Genomic DNA, 24,283 nt, shown 5'->3' with positions numbered 1-24,283 from the left:
CAGGACGGTCCAAGTCAGATGTCGAGGTGGGAAATGAGCAGGCGGCGGCGTTCGCTGTCGCCCTCCGCCGCCTCACCGGCCGGGCCGAGCGAGATGCCGACGGCCATGATGTCGATGAGGAGCAGTTGCAGGATGCGCGAGATCATCGACAGGAACGTCGTGCTGTCCTCGCTGTGGTCGACGGCGAGGCACACGCTCGCCTTGCGCGCCAGCTGGGACTTGCTGCTCGTGATGGCGATGACGTCGGCACCGGCGGCACGCGCGACGTCGACGGCGTCCAGCAGTTCCGGCAGCTGGCCCGTCGTCGAGATCGCGACGACCACGTCTCCCGGTCCCAGCAGCTCGGCCGCCAGCGCGAACAAATGCGAATCGCCGTACGACGACGTCGGGATGCGGAAGCGGAAGAATTTGTGCTGGCCGTCCAGCGCCACCACGCGCGAATTGCCCATCGCGTAGAACTCCACGCGCTTGGCGCGGCGCAAAATGTCGATGGCGCGGTCGATCGAGTTCACGTCCAGCTGGTCGCGGAATTTCAGGATCGCGGACACCGTGTTGTCGATGACTTTCGCCGACAGGTCGTGCGTGCTGTCGGTCATGCGCACCTGGCTGTGGCGCACGGGGATCGTGCCCGTCAGGCTGCCCGCGAACTTCAGCTTGAAGTCGGCGAGGCCCGCGAAGCCCAGCGACCGGCAAAAGCGGATCACGGTCGGCTGGCTGACGTCGGCCAGCTTCGCGATCTCGGCGATCGGCTCGGACAGGACCTTGCGCGGATGCTCGATCACGAGCTGCGCCACGCGCTGCTCGGCCGGCGACAATTCCGCCTGCAGGTGCTGCACGCGTTCCATCAGCGTGTTCGCGCCGCTGCGGTTGCGCAGGTGCTCCGACAGGATGCTCGACACGCCGTACAGCGCGGGCGTCGGCATCATGATCACGTACGTCGGGATCTGCGCGAGGTAGCTGGAGAAGCGCCCCTTCGCTTCGAAGCGCGTGCGGAACGGCGACGTCTTGAACCACTCGGCCATGCGCGGCACGATGCCGCCGCCGATGAAGATGCCGCCGAACGCGCCGAGCGTGACGGCCAGGTTCGCGGCCGCGCCGCCCAGCATGCCGGCGAAGCATTCCAGCACTTCCAGGCACAGCGGATCCCTCTGGTCCAGCGCCGCGGCCATGATCGCGGCCGCATCACGTTGTGGCGCTTCCACGCCGTTGCGCAGCGCGAGCGCGCGATAAATGATTTCCATGCCGGGGCCGGAGATCAGGCGCTCGTTCGACACGTGCTGCCATTCGCGCCAGGCGTATTGCAGGATCGCGAATTCGCGCTCGTCGGCCGGGGCGAAGTTGACGTGGCCGCCCTCGCTGCCGAGGGTGACGAAGCCGTCCACGGTCGGGATCACGCCCGACACGCCCAGGCCGGTGCCCGGGCCGAGCACGCCGGCCACCGCATTCGCGATCGGCTTGCCGCCGCCGATCTGCAGCAGGTCTTCCGGCTTGAAGCCCGGCAGCGCCATCGCCAGCGCCGTGAAGTCGTTCACGATCAGCAGCGTCGTCAGGCCGAGCGTGCGGCGCACCTCTTCCGTCGAGAACTGCCAGTCGCGGTTGGTCATGCGGATGAAGTCGCCGCTGATCGGGTTCGCGAGCGCGAACGCCGCGTGGGTGATGCGGATATGGCCGCTCTGGGCCTGGGTCTGGGCCAGGTAGGCGTTCAGCAGCGGGACGATGCCCGGATAGTCGTCGCACAGCAGCACGGCCACGTTGCGCAGCACGCCCGGCGCGATCTCCAGGGCAAAGCGCCCATGGGTCGCGCCGATGTCGGCCAACAGGCGCGGACCGTCGGAATACGCGGCGCGGGTGTGCTTCTGTTCGGTGTCGGGCTCAAGCGTCATGGTGTTGCTCTTCTCGCGAAGGTCTCCTCTATTGCGCGTAGGATACCATTGATTGAAATGCACCAAAAAGCGATTATGACCCGATTCGGATGGTTACAACGAAATAAGCGGCCCCGCAGGACCGCTCTTTCCACATCGACAACGCCGGCGCTTATTGGCCGCGCGCTTCCGCGTCGATCTTCGACAGCGCGCCGGTATCGCGCATGAACCAGCAGACGACCAGGGTGCAGGCGATGACGGCCGTCGTGTACCAGTAAAAGCCGCTTTCCAGGCTGATGGATTTGAACCACAGCGCCAGGTACTCGGCCGTGCCGCCGAACACGGAGACGGCGAACGCATACGGCACGCCGACGCCGGTAGCGCGGATCGAGGCCGGGAACAGCTCGGCTTTTACCAGCGCGTTGATCGACGTGTAGCCGGACACGATCATCCAGGCGCAGGCGATCAGGCCGAACGCCTGCCACGGACCGCTGGCGTGGCGGATGCCGGTCAACAGCGGCACGGTGAACAGGGTGCCGAGCAGCGCGAAGCCGATGAGCAGCGGCTTGCGGCCGATGCGGTCCGACAGCGCGCCGTACAGGGGCTGCAGGCACATCGCGAACAGCAGCGACGCGGCCGAGACGGCGGTCGTCTGCGAGTCGGTCAGGCCGACGGACAGGCGCAGGAATTTCTGCATATAGGTCGTGTAGACGTAGAACGCGAGCGTGCCGCCCATCGTCAGCCCGACCACCAGCATCACTTCGCGCGGGTGCTGGGCCAGCTGCTTCATGCCGCCCATCGGCTTGGCGCTTTTTTTCGCTTCCTTACGCGCGGCTTCGAACGATCCGGTCTCCGGAAGGTTGTGACGCATGCGAAGCGCCAGCAGCGCGAGGCAGGCGCCGGTGAAGAACGGGATGCGCCAGCCCCAGGCACGCAGCTGCTCGGCGTCGAGCAGGAAGTTCTGCAGCACGAGCAGCAGGATCAGCGCCAGCAGCTGGCCGCCGATCAGCGTCACGTACTGGAAGCTGCTGTAGAAGCCGCGGTGCTTCGAGTCCGCCATCTCCGACAGGTACGTCGCGCTGGCGCCGTATTCGCCGCCGAGGCTCAGGCCCTGCAGCAGGCGCGCCAGCAGCAGGATGCACGGCGACAGGATGCCGGCCGCGGCATACGTCGGCGCGCAGGCGATCAGGAGGGAGCCGAAGCACATCAGCAGCACGGACGTCATCAGCGCCGTCTTGCGGCCCAGGCGGTCGCCGATGTGGCCGAACAGGATGCCGCCGATCGGGCGCACGAAGAAGCCGAGCGCGAAGATGCCCGCCGTGGACATCATCTGCGCCGTCGGGTCCTGCTTGGGGAAGAACGAGCTCGCGAAGTACAGCGCGAAGGCCGAGTAGCAGTAGAAATCGAACCACTCGACGAGGTTGCCGGCCGAGCCGATGAAGATGGCCTTCAGGCGCGCGCCGGAAATGCGTTCGCCGGCGCCGGCGGCCGCCTGGGCGCCGGCCTTGGATGTGATGGTGTTCATGGATGTCTCCTCTTTTGGTATGCCCACTATCCCAGCCGCGGGCCGCGCGCACATCCGCAACTTCCGGCGCGCCCTTCTCCGTAAAACTACGGAGGCGGTTTTCTTCGGGCCGCGCAACTGCTATCGTTGGCGTCATGCCCAAACTGCTCAATCTCCTCATCGGCGCCGGTGCGCTCGCCGTCATCGCGGCGTCGGGGAACTGGGCCGAGCGCCACGAGCTGCAGACCAAGACGGAAGGCCTGCGCCAGGCCGCGGCCGCGCACGTGCTGGGGCTGCGCGGCCTCGTCGAGAAACACGACTTCCTGCCGCACGCGGCGGCCCGCCACCCGGACGTGCAAGACCTGCTGCGCACCCCGCGCGACGGGGCGCTGCAGGCGCGCGTCAACGATTATTTCGCCGACCTGCAGGCGACGACGGGCGCCGCCGCGCTGTTCCTCGTCGACCGCGCCGGCCTCACGCTCGCCGCCAGCAACTGGAACCTGCCGTCCAGCTTCGTCGGCCAGTCCTACCGCCAGCGTCCTTACTTCGAGGATGCCGTGCAGGGCCGCCGCGGCATCTTCTATGGCCTCGGCCTCACGACCGGCCAGTCCGGGCTGTTCATCGCGGAGCCCGTGCGGGCGGGCGACACCATCCTCGGCGTCGTCGTCGTGAAGATCAGCCTGGAGCCATTGCAGGCCGCGTGGATGCGCGGCGCCGATCCGGTCGTGCTGCGCGACAGCCGCGGCATCGTTTTTCTCTCCGCCGTGCCGGACTGGCTGTTCCACGCGATCCGGCCCGTATCCGCGGCCGACCTCCACTGGATCGCCGAGCACCGCCAGTACGGCAACCGCGAACGCTTCTACGTGCTGCCGTGGCAGACGGAGTCGCGCGGGGCGTCTCCCGGCTTCGTCCTGCACACGAGCGTGGGCGGACGCCGCCACGACCTGCTCGCGCTGGACACGCCGCTGCCGGAGCTGGGCTGGACGCTGACCGTCACGACGGACATGAAGGAAGTCGTGCAGGCGCGCCAGCTGGCGCTGATGCTGGCCGCGCTGGCCGTCGCGCTGCTGCTGCTCGGCGTGCTGTACTGGCGCCTGCGCGAAAAGCGCTTCCGCGAGCAGCGCTCGGCCCGCATCGAACTGGAACGCCGGGTCGAGGAGCGCACCCGCGACCTGGAAGAAGCGCACGCGTTCCGCAAGGCGATGGAGGACTCGCTCCTCGTGGGCATGCGCGCGCGCGACCCGGAGGGCACCATCATCTACGTCAACCCGGCCCTGTGCGCGATGGTCGGCTACAGCGCGGATGAACTGCTGGGCCGGCGGCCGCCGTATCCCTACTGGCATCCGGACGACCAGGAAAAACACGAGCGCGAAAGCGCCGACGTGTTGCAGGGCCGCGCCGCGCCGCACGGCTTCGAATCGCGCATCCGCCACAAGGACGGCCACGACGTGATCACGATGGTCTACACGGCGCCGCTCGTGGACGCGCAGGGCGTGCACCGCGGCTGGATGAGCTCCGTCGTCGACATCACGGCGCAGAAGCAGGCCGAGGCCCGCCAGCGCGACCAGGAAGTCCGCCTGCAGCGCAGCGCGCGCCTCGCGAGCGTGGGCGAGATGGCGTCCACGCTCGCGCACGAATTGAATCAGCCGCTGATGGCGCTGTCGAACTTCGCCGTCGCGGCGCGCGCCCTCGCCGCGCAGTCCGCGCCGCCCGACATGCTGGCCGGCGCGCTCGACGAGATCGTCGAACAGAGCAAGCGCGCCAGCGAAATCGTCAAGCGGGTGCGCGCGTTCATCAATCCCAAGCGGGGGCATTACGAAAACCTTGCGGTCGATGGCGTTATCGCGCACGCGGCAGCGTTGCTCAAGCCGGAATTGCAGCAGGCCGGGATCGCGCTGCAACTGTCGTTGGACGCCGCCGGCACGCTCGTGCGCGGTGACCGCGTCCTGCTCGAACAGGTGCTCGTGAACCTGATCCACAACGCGATGCACGCCATGCAGGATCGCCCGCGCGGACGCATCGACGTCGCGAGCCGGCGCGTGGACCAGGGCGTGTGCGTGACCGTCCGCGACGAAGGCCCCGGCATTCCGCCCGAGCAGCTGGACCAGATCTTCGCGCCGTTCTTCACCACCCGCCCCGACGGCCTGGGCCTGGGCCTGAACATCTGCCGCACCATCGTCGAGGCCCACGGCGGTTGCATGACCGTCGAGAACCCGGCCGCCGGCGGGGCCGCCTTTTCCTTCACGCTTCCGATCGCGCCATGAAAGACATCCCGCTCATGCTCTACGTCGTCGACGACGACGAAGCCCTGCGCCGCTCCCTGCTGTTACTGCTGTTCTCGCAGGGACTCGCCGTGCAGGCGTTCGAATCGGGAGAAGCGTTCCTGGACGCCGTCGACATGCGCCAGCCGGGCTGCCTGATCCTCGACCTGCGCCTGGGCGGCATGAGCGGCCTGGCCGTGTTCGACCGCCTGCGCGCGGCGCACAGCCCGCTCGTCACGCTGTTCCTGTCCGGCCACGGCGACATCCCGACCGCGCTGGAATCCGTGCGCCAGGGCGCGTGGGACTGGGTGGAAAAGCCGGACACGCAGCACCTGCTCGACAAGCTGCCGGCCGCCATCGCCGAGGCGCGCGCACGGGCGAACGCGCTGCGTCTCTGGGCCGAGCTGACGCCGCGCGAACGGGAAGTCGCGCGGCTCGTGGGGCTCGGCCAGCCGAACAAGGAGATCGCGCGGCTGCTCGTGCCGCCATGCGGGCCGCGGTCGGTGGAGACGCACCGGGCGAACATCTTCAGCAAGCTGCAGTGCGCGAACGATAATGAACTCGGGCGGTGGCTGGCCGCCCATCCGTGGCTGGGATGACTCGTAGGGTGGGTGGCCCTCCGCCCACGCGTGGCGCCGGCGACACGCACGCGTCACGCGTGGGCACGCCTCATTCGAGGCCCCCGGCCTCAAATGTCCACCCTACCGTGTCGACGCTGGTTTAATCCTGCGAAATCAGCGCCACCGGTGCGCGCATATCGAACTGCACCTTGCCGCCCATGACGACGGCCGTCTTGCCCGTGTAAGCGTCGCGCACCGTCTGGCCGTCGCCGAACACGCCGGCCACGGGGATGGCCACCGTGCGGTCCTGCGGCAGGTCGAGGGCGACGACGACGCGGTCGGAGACGCCGTTCTTCTCGTACGTGCGCTTGAACGTGTACGGGCTGGAAGCGATCATCTGGTGCACGCCCGCGCCCACGGCCGGATGCGCGTGACGGAAGCGGCCCAGGCGCGCCCAGTAGTCGCGCACCTCGGCCACGCCGTGCAGGCCGACCTGGGCGTTGTTCTTCAACTGGTCCCAGTTCATGAAGGAGCGCAGGTTCGCATCGCCGGTTGCGCCCTCGATCTTCAGCACGCGCGCCGTCTCGTCGCCGTAATAGACCTGGGCCTGGCCCGGTGCCAGCAGCAGCTTGTTCGCTTCCTCGAACGGGTGCGCGCGCATGGCGTCGAACGGGTGGCCGTCGTCGTGCGAGTCGAGGTAGTTCAGGACCGTCACGCCTTTCAACGGACCGTTCAGCAGGCCCGAATACTTGGAGAACAGCGTCTCGTAGCTCTGGGTTGCGTCACCCGGCAGCGCGAAGTTGATCATGCTGTCGAAGCCGTTGTCGTAATAGTCGACCTTCGTGCCGTCGTCGTAGGCGAACGGGCGGCCGTCCGCGATCGGGTGGCCGTACGCTTCGGCCACCATGAAGAACGGCTGGTTGCCGATCTTCTCGATGCCCTCCTTGCCGGCCGGTGTCCGCTTCCAGTCCTCGTAGGCCTGGCTCGCGACCTTCTTGAGGTCTTTCCACACGCCGGGTTCCGTGTGCTTGACGGTGTCGCCGCGGAAGCCGTCGAAGCCGTACTTGCGCACCCAGTCGGCGTGCCATTTCATCAGGTAGTAGCGCGGCGCGCGCGGGTAGCCCGTGCGCTTGAAGAAGTCGTCCAGCTCCTTCGTTTCGCGCTCGTAACGCCCTTCCTTCTTCCACTTCGCGACGAGGAACGGCGGCAGGTCGACGTTCGCATTGCTGTCGGTACGGATGTCCGGCAGGTTCTTCACGAGCGTGCAATCGACCGTGCCCTTGACGTCCTTGAAGGTACAGGTCGGCGACGTGCGCACCCAGTCCGCCGGCCACACGGTGTCTTCAGGCGTGACCGGACCGGTATGGTTCATCACGACGTCGAGCAGCACGCGGATGCCGCGCGCATGCGCCGCCTCGACGAGGTCGCGCACGTCCTTCCCGGTGCCGGCGTTGGCGTCGACGGCCGTGAAGTCGCGCGCCCAGTAGCCGTGGAAGCCGTAGCTGACGCCCGTGCCTTCGTCGGTGGACGCGTGGATCTGCTCGACCGGCGGCGAGATCCAGAGCGCGTCCACGCCCAGGTCCGTGAAATACCCTTCCTTGATCTTCGCCGTGATGCCGGCCAGGTCGCCGCCCATGAAGCCGCGCGCCACGGCCGCGTCGTTCTTGCGGCCGTAGGCGTGGTCGTTCGACGGATCGACGTTGTTGAAGCGGTCGATCACGATGAAGTAGACGGTCGCGTTATCCCAGGTGAACGGCTTGCCCTTGACCGGCGACAGGTCGGGCGCGGCCGAGGCGGCACCGAAGGCGAGCATCAGGGAGGCGGCGAGAACGGGTAGTTTCATGCGGGTGTCCTGTTAGTGGTTATAAACGTCGTTCCCGCCTGCGTGGGAACGACGGGGTTCGGGGTCACGTAATCACGCTCGGCTGCTCGCGGCCCGTGCGCGCCTTCAGTCCCGACACCTGCTCCGCGATGGCGATGAGCGGCGCCAGCGCCTGCTGGGTGTCGAGGTCGTGGCGGGCCGGGTCGGCCTCGTAGCGTTCCAGGTACAGGCGCACGGTGGCGCCTTCCGTGCCGGTGCCGGACAGGCGCAGCACGATGCGCGAGCCGTCCGTCATGACGATGCGTACGCCCTGGCGCGTGGACACGGAGTTGTCGACCGGGTCGGTGTAGGTGAAATCGTCGGCCAGCTGGACGCGGTAGTTATTCTCACCTTCGCCCAGTGTCTGGCCTGCGAGCGAAGGAAGCTTGCCGCGCAAGTCGTCCATCATCGCGTTGGCGGCGCCGGCGTCCACGGCTTCGTAGTCGTGGCGCGAATAATAGTTGCGGCCGAAGCGGGCCCAGTGGGCCTGCACGATCTCGTTCACGGACTTGCCCGTCGCGGCGATCAGGTTCAGCCAGAACAGCACGGCCCACACGCCATCCTTTTCGCGGATGTGCATCGAGCCCGTGCCGTAGCTCTCTTCGCCGCACAGCGTGGCGAGACCCGCGTCGAGCAGGTTGCCGAAGTACTTCCAGCCGGTCGGGGTCTCGAAGCAGGAGACGCCCAGCGCGGCGGCCACGCGGTCCGCGGCCTGCGACGTCGGCATGGAGCGCGCGATGCCCTTGATGCCGTCGCGGTAGCCCGGCGCGGCGGTCGCGTTGGCGGCGATGATGGCGAGGCTGTCCGACGGCGACACCGCGAGCTTGCGGCCGACGATCATGTTACGGTCGCCGTCGCCGTCCGATGCGGCGCCGAAGTCCGGCGCGTCCGGACCGTCCATCAGCGCGATCAGGTCGGCCGCGTTGACGGGGTTCGGGTCCGGGTGGTGGCCGCCGAAATCTTCCAGCGGCTCGGCGTTGACGACGGTGCCGGCGGGCGCGCCCAGCATGCCTTCGATGATGGCCTTCGCGTACGGGCCGGAGACGGCGTGCATGCCGTCGAAGCGCATCGTGAAGCCGCGCTGGAACAGGGCGCGGATGGCGTCGAAGTCGAACAGGCCGGCCATCAGCTCGGCGTAGTCGGACACGGCATCGATCACCTCCACTTCCATGTCTTCGATGCGGATGCTGCCGATCCTGTCGAGGTCGACCGGGCCGGCGTCGCTGATGCGGTAGGACGCCAGCGTCTTCGTGTGTTCGTAGATCGCGTCGGTGATCTTTTCGGGCGCCGGGCCGCCGTTGTCGATGTTGTACTTGATGCCGAAGTCGCCGTCGGGGCCGCCGGGATTGTGGCTGGCCGAGAGGACGATGCCGCCCAGCGCGGCGCGCTTGCGGATCACGCAGCTGACCGCGGGCGTGGACAGGATGCCGCCGCGGCCCACGAGCACGCGGCCCACGCCGTGGGCGGCGGCCATGCGCAGGATGGTCTGGATGGCGTCGCGGTTGAAATAGCGGCCGTCGCCGCCGAGCACCAGGGTGCGGCCCTGCACATTACCCAGCGCGCCCAGCGTCAGGAAGATGGCCTCGACGAAGTTTTCCAGGTAGCCGGGCTGCTGGAACTCCGTCACCTTCTTGCGCAGCCCGGACGTGCCGGGGCGTTGCCCGGCGAACGGGGTCGTCGCAATCGTCTGAATTGTCATGTTGTGCTCCTGTCGGGGGTGTGTTGTCAAACCCGTAAGGATACGACACTCGTCCCGACGATGGCGCCGCTATCAGTGGGCGGCGCGTTCCGCCCGGTCGGTGACGAACAGCGCCAGCACGGCCGCGATGACCATCGACACGCCGCCCAGCACCAGCGTAAGTACCGCGTGGTTGCCGAACATATGCTTCGTGAACCAGCCGAGCACGAGACCGCTGACGATCTGCGGAATCACGATGAAGAAGTTGAACAGGCCCATGTAATAGCCCATGCGGTTCGGCGGCAGCGCGGCGACCAGGATCGCATACGGCATCGTGAGGATGCTCGCCCACGCGACGCCCACGCCCAGCATCGGGATCAGCAGCAGATGCTTGTCGTGGATGAAGAACACGCTGGCCAGCGACAGGCCGCCGATCGCGAGGCAGACGGCGTGGCACGCCTTGCGGCTCGTGCGGCGCGCCAGCACGGGCAGCACGAACGCAGCCAGGGCGGACATGCCGTTGTAGACGGCGAACATCACGCCGACCCAGTTGCCCGCGTTCTGGTAGCCCGGCGACAGCGGATCCGTCGTGTTGTAGACGTTGTCGGCGATCCCGGGACCGGTGTAGATCCACAGCGCGAACAGCGCGATCCACGAGAAGAACTGGACGAACGCCAGCTGCACCATCGTCTTCGGCATGTGCGCGAAGCCGCTCATGATCTCGCGCAGCGCGACGCCGAAGTTGCGCGAATGCTTGCGCTGGGCTTCGAAACGGTCGAGGTCCGGCGGCGGCAGTTCGGTCGACGTGAACACGGTCCACGTCACGGCCAGCAGGAACGCGGCGCCGCCGACGTAGAACGAGTAGCGTACCGAATCCGGCACGGCGCCGTTCACGGGCACGTTGGAGACGCCGAGGACGTCGGCGAACAGAATCGGCAGCAGCGACGCGATCACGGCGCCGCAGCCGATGAGGAAGGTCTGCATCGCGAAGCCGGCCGTCTGCTGCGACGTGTCGAGCTTGTCGCCGACGAAGGCGCGGAACGGCTCCATCGAAATATTGATCGAGGCATCCATCAGCCAGAGCATGGCGACGGCCATCCAGACGGCGACGGAATTCGGCATCAGGAACAGGGCCGTTGCGGCCAGCACGGCGCCGAGGAAGAAGAACGGACGGCGGCGCCCCCAACGCGGGTGCCACGTGTTATCGCTGAGGTAACCGATCACCGGCTGCACGAGCAGGCCCGTGACGGGCGCCGCGAGCCAGACGAGGGCCAGGTCGTCCATCGACGTGCCGAGCGTGGCGAAGATCCGGCTCGTGTTCACGTTCTGCAACGCCAAGCCGAACTGGATGCCGAAGAAGCCGAAGCTCATGTTCCACAGCTGCCAGAACGTCAGCCGCGGCTTGAGCGCATGTGTTTGCATTTCCATCTGTGTCCCCTAACGCGCCTGGACTCCCGCCAGGCTGCCACATGTAGCAAAGTAACATGGGGTTTTCTGGGTGTCAATGCGATAACAGCCCTGAATCTAAAGGGAAGCCACAGAAAATGTAGTCAAACAACAGATCGACACTTCGGGGTCAGAGCCCGTTTTTGGGCAATTGCCAAAAATCGGGCTCTGACCCCGGTGTTTACTTGCGGAACTTGCGCTTCGCCGGCTTTTTCTCCGGCGGTTCTTCGCCGTCGCGCGTGATGCCCAGCTGCTGGCCCGCCACCCACACCTTTTTCAGGTGGTCGAGCAGGTCCTGCGGCAAGCCGGCCGGCATGTCGAGCGTGCTGAAGTCGTCGTAGATCTCGATACGGCCGATTTCCTTCGACGGCACGCCGCCTTCGTTGGCGATGGCGCCCACGATGTTGCCCGGCTTGACGCCGTGGAAGTGGCCCACTTCGATGCGGTACGTGGCCATGCCCTCTTCCGGCGCGCGCATCACGCGCTCCTTCTTGAAGCCTTGTCGGCCTTCACCTTCCCGGCCGGCACGGGCCGGGCGCTCGTCGCCGAAGCTTTCACGGCCCGCGCGCGCCGGACGTTCCTCGCGCTCGCGGAATTCCGGCTTGGGCTCGCGGTCCGGCTTTTCCAGCAGCAGCGGCTCGTCGCCGCGATACAGCTTGGCCAGCGCGGCCGCGATGTCGATCGCGGGCACGTTCTGCTCGCGTTCGAAGTCCTCGATCAGGGAACGGAACACGTCCAGGCCGCCCGCGGCCAGCGTCTCGCCGATCTGCTCCTTGAACCTCGTGATGCGCACTTCGTTGACGGCCTTGATGGTGGGCAGCGTAAGCGGCGCCACCGGCTGGCGCGTGGCGCGTTCGATCGCCTTCAGCAGGCCACGCTCGCGCGGCGTGATGAACAGGATCGCGTCGCCGCTGCGGCCGGCGCGGCCCGTGCGGCCGATGCGGTGCGTGTAGCTTTCCGGGTCGGACGGCACGTCGTAGTTGATCACGTGGCTGATGCGCTCCACGTCCAGGCCGCGCGCGGCGACGTCGGTGGCGACGAGGATGTCGATCTTGCCGTTCTTGAGCTGCTCGATCGTGCGCTCGCGCTGTTGCTGGGCCATGTCGCCGTTGATGGCGGCCGCCGCGAACCCGCGCGCCTGCAGCTTGCTCGCCAGTTCCTCGGTGCCGAGCTTCGTGCGCGCGAAAACGATCATGCCGTCGAACGGCTCCGCTTCGAGGATGCGCGTGAGGGCGTCCAGCTTCTGCAGGCCCGCGACGAGCCAGTAGCGCTGCGTGATGTTGGTGGCCGTCGTCGTCTTGGCGGCGACCGTCACCTCGCTCGGTTCGTTCAGGTAGGTCTTGGCGATGCGCTTGATCTGCTGCGGCATCGTGGCCGAGAACAGCGCCGTCTGGCGCCCTTCCGGCGTCTCCTGCAGGATGCGTTCGACGTCGTCGATGAAACCCATGCGCAGCATTTCGTCGGCCTCGTCCAGCACGAGGGTCTTCAGCTGCGAGATGTCGAGCGAGCCCTTGTCGAGGTGGTCGATGACGCGGCCGGGCGTGCCGACGACGACCTGCACGCCGCGGCGCAGCGCCGACAGCTGCGGGCCGTAGCTCTGGCCGCCGTAGATCGGCAGCACATGGAAGTTCTTCAGGTGCGCGGCATAGCTCTGGAAGGCCTCGGCGACCTGGATCGCGAGTTCGCGCGTGGGCGCGAGCACGAGGGCCTGCACGGCCGGATTCTTGACGTCGATGCGCGACAGCACAGGCAGCGCGAAGGCGGCCGTCTTGCCGGTGCCCGTCTGCGCCTGCCCCAGCACGTCACGTCCCTCCATCAGGAGAGGAATGGTGGCCGCCTGGATCGGCGACGGCGTCTCGTAGCCAACCTCCTTCAATGCCTTGAGGATGGGGGCGGGGATATCGAGATCGGCGAACGTCTGGAGCTGTGTGTCATGCATAAAGGGAATCTTCAAAAATCGTAAGCAATCACACAGTTTACTACTTCAGGCCCTCCCCCGCTGCCAGAATTTCGCGCGGATGACGCCCGGCAGCGACATCCGCGCATGAAACAACGCCTGGCGGATCAGAACTTGTAGCTTGCACCGAGGCTGTAGGTGCGGCCGAACCGGACGTTTTCCACCACGCTGCTCGGGTCGCCGTTGTAGCGGATGTACGGCGAATTGGTCCAGTTGTTCACGGCCGCCGTGAGTGACAGGCCCTTCAGCATGGTCGTGTCGCCGAAGTCGTACGTGAGCTGCCCGTCCACCGTCGTGTTGCCCTTGATGTAAGTGAGGCTCGCGTCGTCCTTGTAGTCGTGGATGTCGCCCACGAAGTCGCCACGCTTGCGGGCGGCGATCGACGCGCGGAAGCCGGCCTTTTCATAGTAGACGCGCATGTTCGTCACCGTGTGCGACAGGCCCGGCAGCGGAATGGCGTTGACGCTGCCGTTGCTGATCACCGTGATGCCGCTGCGCGGCAAGGTCACCGAGCTCAGGGTGCTCGAATAGCTGGCTTCGATGCCGAAGCCGCCCAGGTAGCGGGTCAGCATCGCGAACGGCAGCGACGCCGTCAGTTCCAGCCCCTTGATGTTGCCGCCCGATCCATTGGTCGGCGCGGTCAGGATGCCGACCGTCGACCCGGCGTTCGGGCCGGTCGCCGGCAGGGGGATGCCGGACACCAGGAAGCCGGTCGACGCGTAGTCGACACGCTGCGGCGCCCGCAGGATATAGGTGTCGAGCTTCTTGTAGAAGCCGGCCATCGCCACGTAGCCCTTGGCGCCGTTCGCCTCGAAGTATTTTTCGTACGACAGGTCGAACGACTTCGCACGGAACGGTTCCAGCTTCGGGTTGCCAGAGCCGCCGGCCAGGATCGGCCCCGCGGGATTCGTCGCGTCCAGCCCCACGCCGCCGCCCGGGCGCATGTCGCTCATGTTCGGACGCGACAGGGTCTTGCCGATGCCCAGGCGCAGCACCTGGTCGGCCGGCAGTTCGACGTTCAGGTTCAGGCTCGGCAGGAAATCGTTGTACGAATGGTGGCCGGCGATCGTGTAGGCCGGGCAGGCCTGGCCGGCGACACCGGCGCAACGCCCGTTGTCGACGATGAGGCCCGTCGAGCCCTGGCTCGTGTGAATGTACTGGGCACCGGCATTGCCGCGGTACGGCAGGCCGAACAGCTCGCCTTCCAGGGATCCCATCACGTACGCGGTCGAGACCTTTTCCGAGATGTGCCAGTTCTTGTCGGTCTGGATCACCTGGTCGACCTTCGCCAGCTGGTGGTAGACCGAGCCGAGCGACCCCAGCGGGTTCCACGACGCGACCGGGATGCCCGACTGGCGCGTCACGACCGTCTCGCTGCCCGGCATGGGCGCCGCGCCGTACGGTCCGGTGCCGATGAGCAGGCTGCCTTCGTCCGTGTCGCGGCTCTTGGTGCGATTGGTGCGGTTGAGACCGAATTCGATGCCGGTGAGCGGTCCCAGCTCCACGTCATGCCGTACGCCGAAGCGTGCCGCCTTGATCTCGTCGATCGTGGCGCCGATGGCCACGTAGCCGGACTGCTGGGTGCCCGTCAGGCCGCCGCCCCAGCCGTCGACGTCGGTCAGGAGCATGCGGCTGCGGTCGGCATAGCTGAGGGCGGTCTTGTACAACGCGGACAGATTGCTCCGGCCGTCGAAGCCGGTCCACGAGATGCTGTCCAGGTCGGCGTCGGGCGTGTTGCCGACGAGGCCGGCCGTCGTCTCGTAGCGCGTGAAGTCATGCCTGACCCGCGACCCGGACACGTCGCCGGTGAAGGTCCAGTCGCCGCGGCGCAGGCGGCTGTTGATGCCCCAGGAATTCAGCGTGTCCACCGCGACCTCCGTGTTGTTGCGGATGTCGCCCTTGAAATTCGAACAGGTGCCGGACACGGCCACGCCATCGACGATGTTCGCGTTGCTCAGCACGCCCACCGGGTCATATCCACCCGTGCTGCCACAGGTCGACCCTTCGAAACCGGTGCGCTTGGGACTGTCGGTGTTCTTCGAGTGAAACAGGTCGATGGTCGTCAGGAAGTCCTTGCTCGGACGATATTGCAGGATGCCCATCAGGCCTTTATTGGTGTTCGGGTTGTGGATCACGTCCGTCCGCAAGCCGTTGGGCACCGTCACGGTCTGGCCGTTGTACGTCGCCGTGCTCGTCGTGCCGCCCCAACCGTCGTCGTTGATCTGCTCGGGACCGTTGTCGTTGAACTTCACGACGCCCAGGGCCACGCCGACCGTCCGGTTGGCGAACTGGTCGATATAGGCGAGCGACGTGCGGTAGCCGCTGGCGCTGCCCAGGTCCTCGTTGTGCGCGCCGGTGCGTTGCGCCCGGTAGCTGGCGGCGACCGTGCGCCTGGCGAAGTCCAGCGGCAGCACGGTGCGCTGGTCGATGGTCGAGGCGATGCCCTGCCCCATCAGGGTAGCGTCCGGCGATTTGTACACGGTGATCGTGCCCAGCATCTCGGCCGGGTACAGGTCGAAACGGACGCCGCGGCTGTCGCTCGCGGACGCCTGTTCGCGGCCGTTCAGCAGGGTGCCGTTGAAGTCGGGCGACATGCCGCGCACGGAGATCGACGCGGCACGGCCCGTGCGGGCATCGCGCTGGGTCGTCACACCCGGCAGGCGGGAGACGGACTCGGCGACGGTCGCGTCCGGCAGTTTGCCGATGTCTTCCGCCGAGATCGCCTCGACGATGGAATTCGAATTTTTCTTGATCGAGATGGCCGCCTCGATGCCGCGGCGGATGCCCGTCACGGTGACCTGGCTGATCGGGATGCCGTTGGCGTCCAGCGCCTGTACCGCATCCTGTGCCTGGACGTTGGCGCCCAGCACCGACAGGAATACGGCACAACCGGCGGCGACCGGACTCAGTTTGAACACGCACGTCGCATGTTCTCCCACCGTATGTTTGCTACACAGAATCTTCATGTATCCCCTCGAGTCTTTTTGATGTGATCAAGTGCGGAAGCACAGCCGGCTCCAGCGTTCAAACAGCGAGGTCGATTCTGAAATTAACGTAGACGGAATGCCAATCAAAAAATGTAGTTTTGCAACAAATAGAGATAATCGCTCTGTTTATGAAGAAAATTTGAAGGAAATTGTTGTAGCAAAAATACATGCATGACGCAGCTATGGAAGACCATCCTCCGCTGCGCCACCAACAAAATGCCCCTTGCCGCAACAACGGCAAGGGGCATGGAGACTGCGTCGGAGGCTGGGCGCCTCCGACCGATTACAGCTTGTAATTGAAGCCGAACAGCATCTGGCGGCCGTACTTCGTGTAGCCGCGCGGACGGTCCGTCGAACCCGAGTAGGTCTGGAACGCCGTGTCGGTCAGGTTGTTCACCTGGAACAGCACGGACAAGCCCTTGACCTGCTTGAAGTCGTAGCCGAGCTGCAGGTCGACGACGCGGTCCGGCTTCGTGAACGTCAGCTCGGTCGCGCCGCCGACGCCGCCGATCTCGGCCACGTAGTCGCTGCGGTAGCGCTGCGCGACGCGGGCCGAGAAGCCGTCGTTCTCATAGTAGGCGGTCACGTTGAACACGCGCTTCGACAGGCCCGGCAGCGGGATGCTCATGTCGCCGAAGCTCTGGTTCTTGATCGAGATCTCGCTCGTCGTGAACGCCGCGTTGGCCGTGATGCCGAAGCCCGACAGCACAGGGGTGAACATGTCCAGCGGCACCGACGCGGCCAGTTCCAGGCCTTGCAGCTTGCCGCCGTTGCCGTTCTTCGGCTGGGTCATCGTGCCGATGTTGCTGGTCGCGCCCTGCAGCTGGTACTCGGAGAAGTCGCGCGGCTCGGTGACGGTGTAGATGTAGGACTTCAGGTCTTTGTAGAAGCCCGCCACCTGCACATAGCCCTTGTTGCCGAAGTATTTTTCCCACGACAGGTCGACCGCGTTCGCACGCCACGGATCCAGCTGCGCATTGCCGCCGTTGCCGTAAGGCGTACCGGTGCTCTGGTGCGTCAGGCCGACTTCACGCGACGCGTTCAATTCGTCGAGGCGCGGACGCGCCAGGGTCTTGTTGGCGCCGAAGCGGATGATCTGCTGTTCCGGCAGGCTCCAGATCAGGTTGATGCTCGGCAGATAGTCGTTGTACTTCTTGCCGTCGGTGAGCGGCACCAGGTCGGCGAACGGCCAGGCGCGCAGCGTCTTGGCGGTCGAGCTCTGGTCGGTGTGCACGGCCTGGATGCCGACGTTGCCGCGCAGCGGCATCGACATCAGTTCGGTGTCGATGTTCAGCTTGGCGTAGGCGGTCTGGACCTTCTCGGTGATGGTCCAGTTCTTGGTCGCGCCCCACGGCACCAGCACGGCCGGCGTGTACGGACCGAAGTTCTGCGCCAGCACGGCCGGGATATCCCAGCTCAGCGTATCGGGCAGCGCGTACAGCGACTGCGAGCCGTTGACGGCGCCGGCGGCGATGGCGCCCGTGCCCAGCTTGGTGAAGCCGGTCTCGAGGTGCTGCTTCTGCTTGTCGCGCTTGGACGCGTTGACACCGAATTCGACGCTGTTGAACAGCTTGCTGTCGAAGCGGTATTCGGCGCTGAGGCGGAACGAGTTCAGCTTGTCCTTCAGGTGCGGCGCGTTGACGTAGCCGTCGCCGTACTGGCCGCCGATGGCGAGCAGCGCCGGGTTGTCGTACACGCCGGTCAGGCCGATGTTCGGGATGGTGCCGTTCGCGTAGTCGAACGTCATCGTCTGGCGCGCCGCGAGGCCGGTGTTGATCTCGTCGAGTTCTTCCTTGTGGTCGGCCTGCGAGTGGCTCAGGTCCGCGACGAAGGTCCAGTCGCCCGCGATGTACTTGTTGTTCCAGCCGTAGGCCGTCAGCGTGTCGTTCTGGCGGTAGTGGTTGTTGCGCACCACCGGGTTGACGTTGTTGGCGGTACCGGCCGTCATGACGCCGTTGCCGTTGATGGTGCCCGGCGTGAACGAGACGTTGCCGTCGTCGGTCAGTTGCACTTCCATGCCGCGGCGGTCTTCATCGAGCTTGAAGCGCGAGTGGTACGCGTCGATCGTCGACGTGAATTCGCGGATCGGGTGCCATTCCACGACGCCCATCAGGCCGTCGCGCACCTGGTTGCCGGTCTGCGCCAGCGACTTGATGCCTTTCGGAACCTTGACGGTCTTGCCCGGCACGGACGACGTATTGTCGACCCAGTCCCAGGTCTCGAATTGCTTCGACTCGTTCGGCTTGTCGGCGCGTGCGTAGCCGACCGCCACGCCCAGCGTGCGGCCCAGGAACTGGTCCACGTACGACGCGCTGATGCGGCTGCCCTTGTCCTTCGAGCCGGTGCTGAGCTTGCCCTGGCTGTTCTTCTCGCCGCGCACGTTCAGCGTGACGACGCGCTCGCGCAGCGACAGCGGCTTGATCGTTTGCAGGTTGACCGTACCGGACAGGCCCTGGCCGACGAGCGATGCGTCCGACGTTTTATACACGGTGACGGCGTTGATCAGCTCGGACGGATACTGGTCGTACTCGACGGTGCGGTTCGCGCTCGTGCTGACCTGCTCGCGGCCGTTCAGCAGCGCGGTCGACAGGTCGCCCGACGTGCCGCGGATGCTGATCTGCTGCGCCTGGCCGTTGACGCGCTGCGCCGACAGGCCCGGCAGGCGCGCCAGCGATTCGGCGATGCTGATGTCCGGCAGCTTGCCGATGTCCTCGGCGGAGATGGTCTCGACGATGCTGGTCGCATCGCGCTTGACGGCGATCGCGTCCTCGATGCTGCGGCGGATGCCGGTGACGGTGACGGTGTTGACCGGCGCCGCCTGGACGCCGTCGGCCGCCTGCGTCTGCGCGGATGCCTGGGCGCCCGCGAGCGCCAGGAACATGGCGCAACCCACGGCGACCGGGCTCAGTTGGAATACGGGCTGACCGCCCTTCGAAATCTTCATATGTCCCCTCGACAGAATCAGTGTGCTTATAAGAGGAACGTCAGCCTTTTACCGAAGCGTGCGCCGGCCACGGGCTCGGACGTTCGGAACCGATTCTGTATTAAAACTAGATTACATGTCAACGAGACATAGGTTTAAATGAAGAGATTGTGGTTTTCACCCACAAAATGCACCAGAAAAAGGGGTTTTAGAAGCAATTCTAGTAAATACATACTTCTTATAAATGTAGTTCGAGTACAAATTTCCAAGTAAAAACACTTACATCTTCGGTGCCTTGCAATACCCGTCGATGAAGGCCGCATGATCGGGCATGAAATCGACGCATTGGCGGATCACGTCCGCCACGCCTTCCATGTACTCGCGGATGCCCTCTTCCGACTGCACGTCGACCAGCGGGTGATACGCTTGCGGATGGATGTTCTGCCCGACGAGCACCTGCAGCCAGCCGACTTCCGTGAACAGTTCGCCGTCGACGCGGCGCAGGCGGCCGTGCGTGCGGAACAGGTCGATCTTGTCGCGCAGGGTGGCCGGAATCTCCATGCGCGCGCACGCCTGCCAGAATGCGGCGTCGTCGCGCTGGTTCGCGTGGTAGTGCAGGATGATGAAGTCGCGGATGCGCTCGTAGTGGAAGCGCGACAGGCGGTTGTACGCCTCGACGTCCGTCGCGCTGAAGCCCTGGTCCGGGAAGTAGTCCAGCAGGCGCTGGATCGAGTCCTGGATCATGTGGATGCTCGTCGATTCGATCGGCTCCAGGAAACCGCTCGACAGGCCGATCGCCACCACGTTCTTGTCCCACGCCTTCTTGCGCATGCCCGTCGTGAAGCGGATCGGGCGCGGGTCCGCGAGCGGCTTGCCGTCCAGGTTGGACAGCAGCACGTGCGCCGCCTCGTCGTCGCTGATGTAACGGCTGCAGTAGACGTGGCCGTTGCCGATGCGGTTCTGCAGCGGGATGCGCCACTGCCAGCCCGACTTGTGGGCGGTCGCGCGCGTGTACGGCGTGAGCGCGGGCACGGATTCGCAGGGCACGGCCAGGGCGCGGTCGCACGGCAGCCAATGGCTCCAGTCCTCGTAGCCCGCCTCCAGGGTCTGCTCGATCAGGAGGCCGCGGAAGCCCGAGCAGTCGATGAACAGGTCGCCCTCGATGCGCTCGCCGTTTTCCATCACGACGGCGTCCACGTGGCCGTCGTGCCCGCGCCGCGTCACGCGCACGATTTTTCCCTCGGTGCGCTCCACGCCGCGCGCTTCCGACAGCTTGCGCAGGTGGCGCGCATACAGGCCCGCGTCGAAGTGGTAGGCGTAGGTGATCTCGCCCAGCGGCGAATTGCCCAGGTCCGTGCGCGGCAGCATGAATTTGTTCGCGCGCGCGGCGGCGCGCGTGATCGAGTAATCGGCCAGGTCGCGCGCCTGGCCCAGCGCGCGCATCTTGTGCCAGTACTGCTCGAAGCCGACCATCCACAGGTCCTGGCCCAGGCGCCCGAAGCCGTGCGTGTAGCGGTCGCCCAGGCGCCCCCAGTTGACGAACTCGACGCCGAGCTTGAAGGTGCCGTTGGTGGCTTTCAGGAACTCGGCTTCGTCGATGCCGGCGACGGTATTGAAACGCTGGATCATCGGGATGGTGGCCTCGCCGACGCCCACGATACCGATCTCGTCGGACTCGACGAGGCGGATGCGGTAGCGGCCGCGCAGCGCGGTGGCCAGGGCGGTGGCGGTCATCCAGCCGGCGGTGCCGCCGCCGACGATGACGATGGTGTTCAGATGAGGTACTTGCATGCTCGGTCTCGCGATCATGAAAAAACACCCCTGCTGACCAGGGCCGGCAGGGGTGTTCCAATTAACTGTCGACGTCGACAGGATAACGGATTAGAACTTGTAGCTCGCGCCCAGGCTGTACGTACGGCCGAACGTGATCTTCTCGGCGATCTCGCTCGGGTTCGCGGCGTAACGGATGAACGGCGAGTTCGTCCAGTTGTTCACCGCGGCCGTCAGCGACAGGCCTTTCAGCATGGTGTTGTCGCCGAACTCGTACGTCAGCTGGCCGTCGACCGTCGTGTTGCCACGGATGAAGGTCAGCTGGTTGTTGTCCTGGAAGTCGCTGATCTCGCCCAGGAAGTCGCTGCGGTGCTTGGCGGCGATCGACGCGCGGAAGCCATGCGCTTCGTAGTACAGGCGCAGGTTGGTCACCTGGCGCGACAGGCCCGGCAGCGGGATCGTCGCGACGCCGCCGGTGTCGATCACGGTCAGGCCCGTCGTCAGCAGGTTCACCGAGCTCAGGGTGCTCGAGTGGTTGACCTCGACGCCGAAGCCGCTCAGGTACTTCGACAACATGGCGAACGGCAGCGACGCGGTCAGCTCGATACCCTTGATGTTGCCGCCCGTGCCATTGACCGGGGTGTTCAGGATACCGACGGTCGAACCGGCGTTCGGACCCGACGCCGGCAGCGGGGTCTTGGCGCTCAGCAGGCCGCTCGTCGCGAAATCGACGGTCTTCGGCACGGTCAGCACGTAGGTGTCGAGCTTCTTGTAGAAGCCGGCGACGGCGACATAGCCCTTGGCACCGTTGACGGTGAAGTACTTTTCCCACGACAGGTCCAGCGCCTTGGCACGGAACGGTTCCAGGTTCGGATTACCGGCGCTGCCCGACAGGATCGGGCCGTCGTGGAACGACGTGTTCAGGCTCACGCCGCCGCCCGGACGCAGGTCGCTCATCTTGGTGCGCGACAGCGTCTTGCCCAGGCCGACACGTAACATCTGGTCGTACGGCAGCTCGAAGCCCAGGTTCATGCTCGGCAGGAAGTCGTTGTACGAGTGGTGCCCCCGCACGACGTAGGCCGGGCAAGCCTGGCCGGCGACGCCGGCGCACTTGCTCGTGTCGACGACGGTACCTGTCGAGCTCTGGTTCGTGTGGATGTACTGCGCGCCGATGTTGCCGCGGTAGGACAGGCCGAACAGCTCGCCTTCCAGGTTACCCATCAGGTACCCGGTCGAGACCTTCTCCGACACGTCCCAGTTCTTGTCCGTCTGGATCGGCTGGTCGACCTTCGGCAGCAGCTGGTAGACCGTGCCGAGCGAACCGAGCGGGTTCCACGCGACGACCGGGATGCCGGACTGCGGCGTCACCATGACGTCCGTACCCGGCACCGGTGCCGAGCCGTATGGACCGGTACCGACGACCAGGTTGCCTTCGTTCTGGTCGCGGCCCTTGCTGCGGTTGGTGCGGTTGACGCCGAATTCGACGGCCGTCAGCGGACCCAGCTCCATGTCATGCTTGGCGGACAGGCGGTACGACTTGATCTCGTCGGTGGTCGTGCCCACGGCGACGTAGCCGGCCTGCGGGTTGCCGGTCAGGCCGCCGCCCCAGCCGGCGTGGTCGGTCAGGACGACCTGGCCGCGGTCGGCGTAGTTCAGCGACGTCGTGTAGGTCGGCGCCAGGTTGTCCTTGCCGTTGTAGCCGGTCCAGGAGATGGTGGACAGGTTCGTCGCATTGCCCGGCTGGCCGGCCGTCGTTTCATAACGGTTCGAGTCGTGCGTGACCTTGGAACCGGCGATGTCGCCGGTGACGGTCCAGCCTTCGCGGCGCAGGCGGCTGTTGATGCCCCACGAATTCAGCGTGTCGGTGACGGCTTCGATGTGGTTGCGGACGTCGCCCTTGAAGTTCGTGCAGGTGCCCGAGGTGGCCACGCCGTCGACGATGGTGGCGTTGGTCAGCACGCCATTCGGGTCGTACGAACCGGTGCTGCCGCAGACGGAGCCTTCCAGGCCGGTCTTCTTGGTGTTGTCGGTGTTCTTCGAGTGGAACAGGTCGACGGTGGTGACGAAGTCCTTGTTCGGGCGGAACTGCAGGATGCCCATCACGCCCTTGTTGGTCTGCGGGTCGCGCTGGACGTCGGTCTTGAAGCCGTTCGGGACCTTGACGGCCTGGCCGTTGTAGGTGGCCGAACCCGCGCCGCCGCCCCAGCCGTCGGCCTGGAACTGCTCGGCGCCCGTGTCGTTGAACTTCACGGCGCCCAGGGCCACGCCGATCGTGCGGTTGGCGAACTGGTCGATGTAGGTCAGGGTGGAGCGGTAGCCGGTACCGGTGCCCAGGCCGTTGTTGTGCTCACCGAAGCGCATGGCCTTGTAGCCGACGGCAACGGTGCGCTTGCCGAAGTCCAGCGGCATCACGGTGCGCTGGTCGATGGTCGAGGCGATGCCCTGGCCCATCAGGCTGGCGTCCGGCGATTTGTAGATCGTGATGGTGCCCAGCATTTCGGCCGGGTACAGGTCGAACTTGACGCCGCGGCTGTCGCCCGCCGACGCCTGCTCGCGGCCGTTCAGCAGCGTGCCGTTGAAGTCCGGCGACAGGCCGCGGACGGAGATCGCGGAAGCACGGCCCGACGACTTGTCGCGCTGCGCGGTCACACCCGGCAGGCGCGAGATCGATTCGGCCACGGTGGCATCCGGCAGCTTGCCGATGTCTTCCGCCGAGATCGCTTCGACGATGGAGTTGGAATTCTTCTTGATGGAGATGGCCGCCTCGATGCCGCGCCGGATACCGGTCACGGTCACCGTGCTGACCGGGTTGCCGTTGGCGTCCGTCGCCTGGGCGGCTTGCGAGACGGCGGCGTCCTGGGCGTAGACGTTGGTGCCGAGCGCCGACAGGAACACGGCGCAACCGGCGGCAACCGGGCTCAGCTTGAACACAAGTGCGCCATTGATGTTACGCGCGTGCTTGCCATTAAAAATCTTCATTTGTCCCCTCAAATCATCAGATCTCATTGTTTTTCCCGACGACGGCAGCTTGAGCCCGCTCCGGGAGCCAGAAAGCAAACGTTTATAAGTACGTACGTTCTGTCAAGGATTCTGTATTAAAACTAGATTCACTGTCAACGTGACTTGCCTTCGATTACGGGAATGTAGGAGTTTTACGCCAAATTGACTAAAAAACGACTTTTCTCGTTGTATCCGAGCTACAAAATAACCATGCAGACATTGTAGTCACGCTACAAATCGATTTCCGCACACCAACTTAGAAGTGTTTTGCACCATTTTGGCGCAAACTTGCGTAGTAGTTTTACGGAATGTTGGGATTTGCCCACGTTCAGACTTGCCCGTCGCGCAGAAAACCGTGTAGCAAAACTAGAGATTCGGCGGGTAGGTTGCGTTGCTGCGCTCAAGTGTCTGTAGTATTCTCCGAGCAATAATGTAATAAGCGCATTACCCTTAGACAACAAACCGGGTAAATCG

12 protein-coding genes are annotated in these 24,283 nt (G+C 65.7%); 2 read left to right on the top strand and 10 right to left on the bottom strand.

Annotation, left to right across the window (positions count from 1 at the left end; genetic code table 11):
* Positions 1-14 precede the first annotated feature (14 nt).
* Both ASD28_RS17305 and ASD28_RS17300 read right to left on the bottom strand, forming a co-directional pair.
* The gene (locus tag ASD28_RS17305) at positions 15-1,883 is read right to left on the bottom strand and encodes a glucokinase (RefSeq protein WP_056130562.1); all 1,869 of its coding nucleotides are present in this window, start codon (positions 1,881-1,883) and stop codon (positions 15-17) included.
* Between the two features lie 151 nt (positions 1,884-2,034).
* On the bottom strand, positions 2,035-3,387 hold the full coding sequence (locus tag ASD28_RS17300; protein ID WP_056130559.1) for an MFS transporter: 1,353 nt from the start codon (positions 3,385-3,387) through the stop codon (positions 2,035-2,037).
* A 134-nt stretch (positions 3,388-3,521) separates the two neighbouring features.
* On the opposite strand from ASD28_RS17300, the gene ASD28_RS17295 reads away from it, so the two are divergent.
* Together ASD28_RS17295 and ASD28_RS17290 are read left to right on the top strand one after the other, a co-directional pair.
* Entirely contained in the window at positions 3,522-5,630 is a 2,109-nt protein-coding gene (locus ASD28_RS17295; RefSeq protein ID WP_056130556.1) for an ATP-binding protein, read from the top strand.
* A complete protein-coding gene (locus ASD28_RS17290; protein WP_056130553.1) occupies positions 5,627-6,226 on the top strand; it encodes a response regulator transcription factor in 600 nt (199 codons plus the stop codon). Before ASD28_RS17295 ends, ASD28_RS17290 begins: the two co-directional genes overlap by 4 nt.
* 121 nt (positions 6,227-6,347) lie before the next feature.
* Here ASD28_RS17290 and ASD28_RS17285 read toward each other — a convergent pair whose 3' ends face one another.
* From ASD28_RS17285 to ASD28_RS17250, 8 genes are all read right to left on the bottom strand, one after another.
* On the bottom strand, positions 6,348-8,030 hold the full coding sequence (locus ASD28_RS17285) for an alpha-amylase family glycosyl hydrolase (RefSeq protein ID WP_056130548.1): 1,683 nt from the start codon (positions 8,028-8,030) through the stop codon (positions 6,348-6,350).
* A gap of 64 nt (positions 8,031-8,094) precedes the next feature.
* Complete coding sequence (locus ASD28_RS17280; protein WP_056130544.1) at positions 8,095-9,747, bottom strand: alpha-D-glucose phosphate-specific phosphoglucomutase; 1,653 nt, start codon at positions 9,745-9,747, stop codon at positions 8,095-8,097.
* A gap of 72 nt (positions 9,748-9,819) precedes the next feature.
* Complete coding sequence (locus ASD28_RS17275; RefSeq protein WP_056130541.1) at positions 9,820-11,154, bottom strand: MFS transporter; 1,335 nt, start codon at positions 11,152-11,154, stop codon at positions 9,820-9,822.
* Positions 11,155-11,353: 199 nt separating this feature from the next.
* Positions 11,354-13,111: a DEAD/DEAH box helicase gene (locus tag ASD28_RS17270; protein ID WP_056130537.1), complete on the bottom strand. Its 1,758-nt coding sequence runs from the start codon at positions 13,109-13,111 to the stop codon at positions 11,354-11,356.
* Between the two features lie 125 nt (positions 13,112-13,236).
* The gene (locus tag ASD28_RS17265; RefSeq protein ID WP_229412401.1) at positions 13,237-16,047 is read right to left on the bottom strand and encodes a TonB-dependent receptor; all 2,811 of its coding nucleotides are present in this window, start codon (positions 16,045-16,047) and stop codon (positions 13,237-13,239) included.
* A gap of 352 nt (positions 16,048-16,399) precedes the next feature.
* Positions 16,400-19,060: a TonB-dependent receptor gene (locus ASD28_RS17260; RefSeq protein ID WP_056130531.1), complete on the bottom strand. Its 2,661-nt coding sequence runs from the start codon at positions 19,058-19,060 to the stop codon at positions 16,400-16,402.
* Positions 19,061-19,318: 258 nt separating this feature from the next.
* The gene (locus ASD28_RS17255; RefSeq protein ID WP_056130529.1) at positions 19,319-20,830 is read right to left on the bottom strand and encodes a tryptophan halogenase family protein; all 1,512 of its coding nucleotides are present in this window, start codon (positions 20,828-20,830) and stop codon (positions 19,319-19,321) included.
* 90 nt (positions 20,831-20,920) lie between these two features.
* A complete protein-coding gene (locus ASD28_RS17250) occupies positions 20,921-23,788 on the bottom strand; it encodes a TonB-dependent receptor (RefSeq protein WP_056130526.1) in 2,868 nt (955 codons plus the stop codon).
* Positions 23,789-24,283 lie beyond the last annotated feature (495 nt).

It is taken from the genome of Massilia sp. Root133, from assembly GCF_001426525.1.
Lineage (GTDB): Bacteria > Pseudomonadota > Gammaproteobacteria > Burkholderiales > Burkholderiaceae_D > Telluria > Telluria orientalis.
This window is presented reverse-complemented; position numbering and strand designations above follow the sequence as displayed.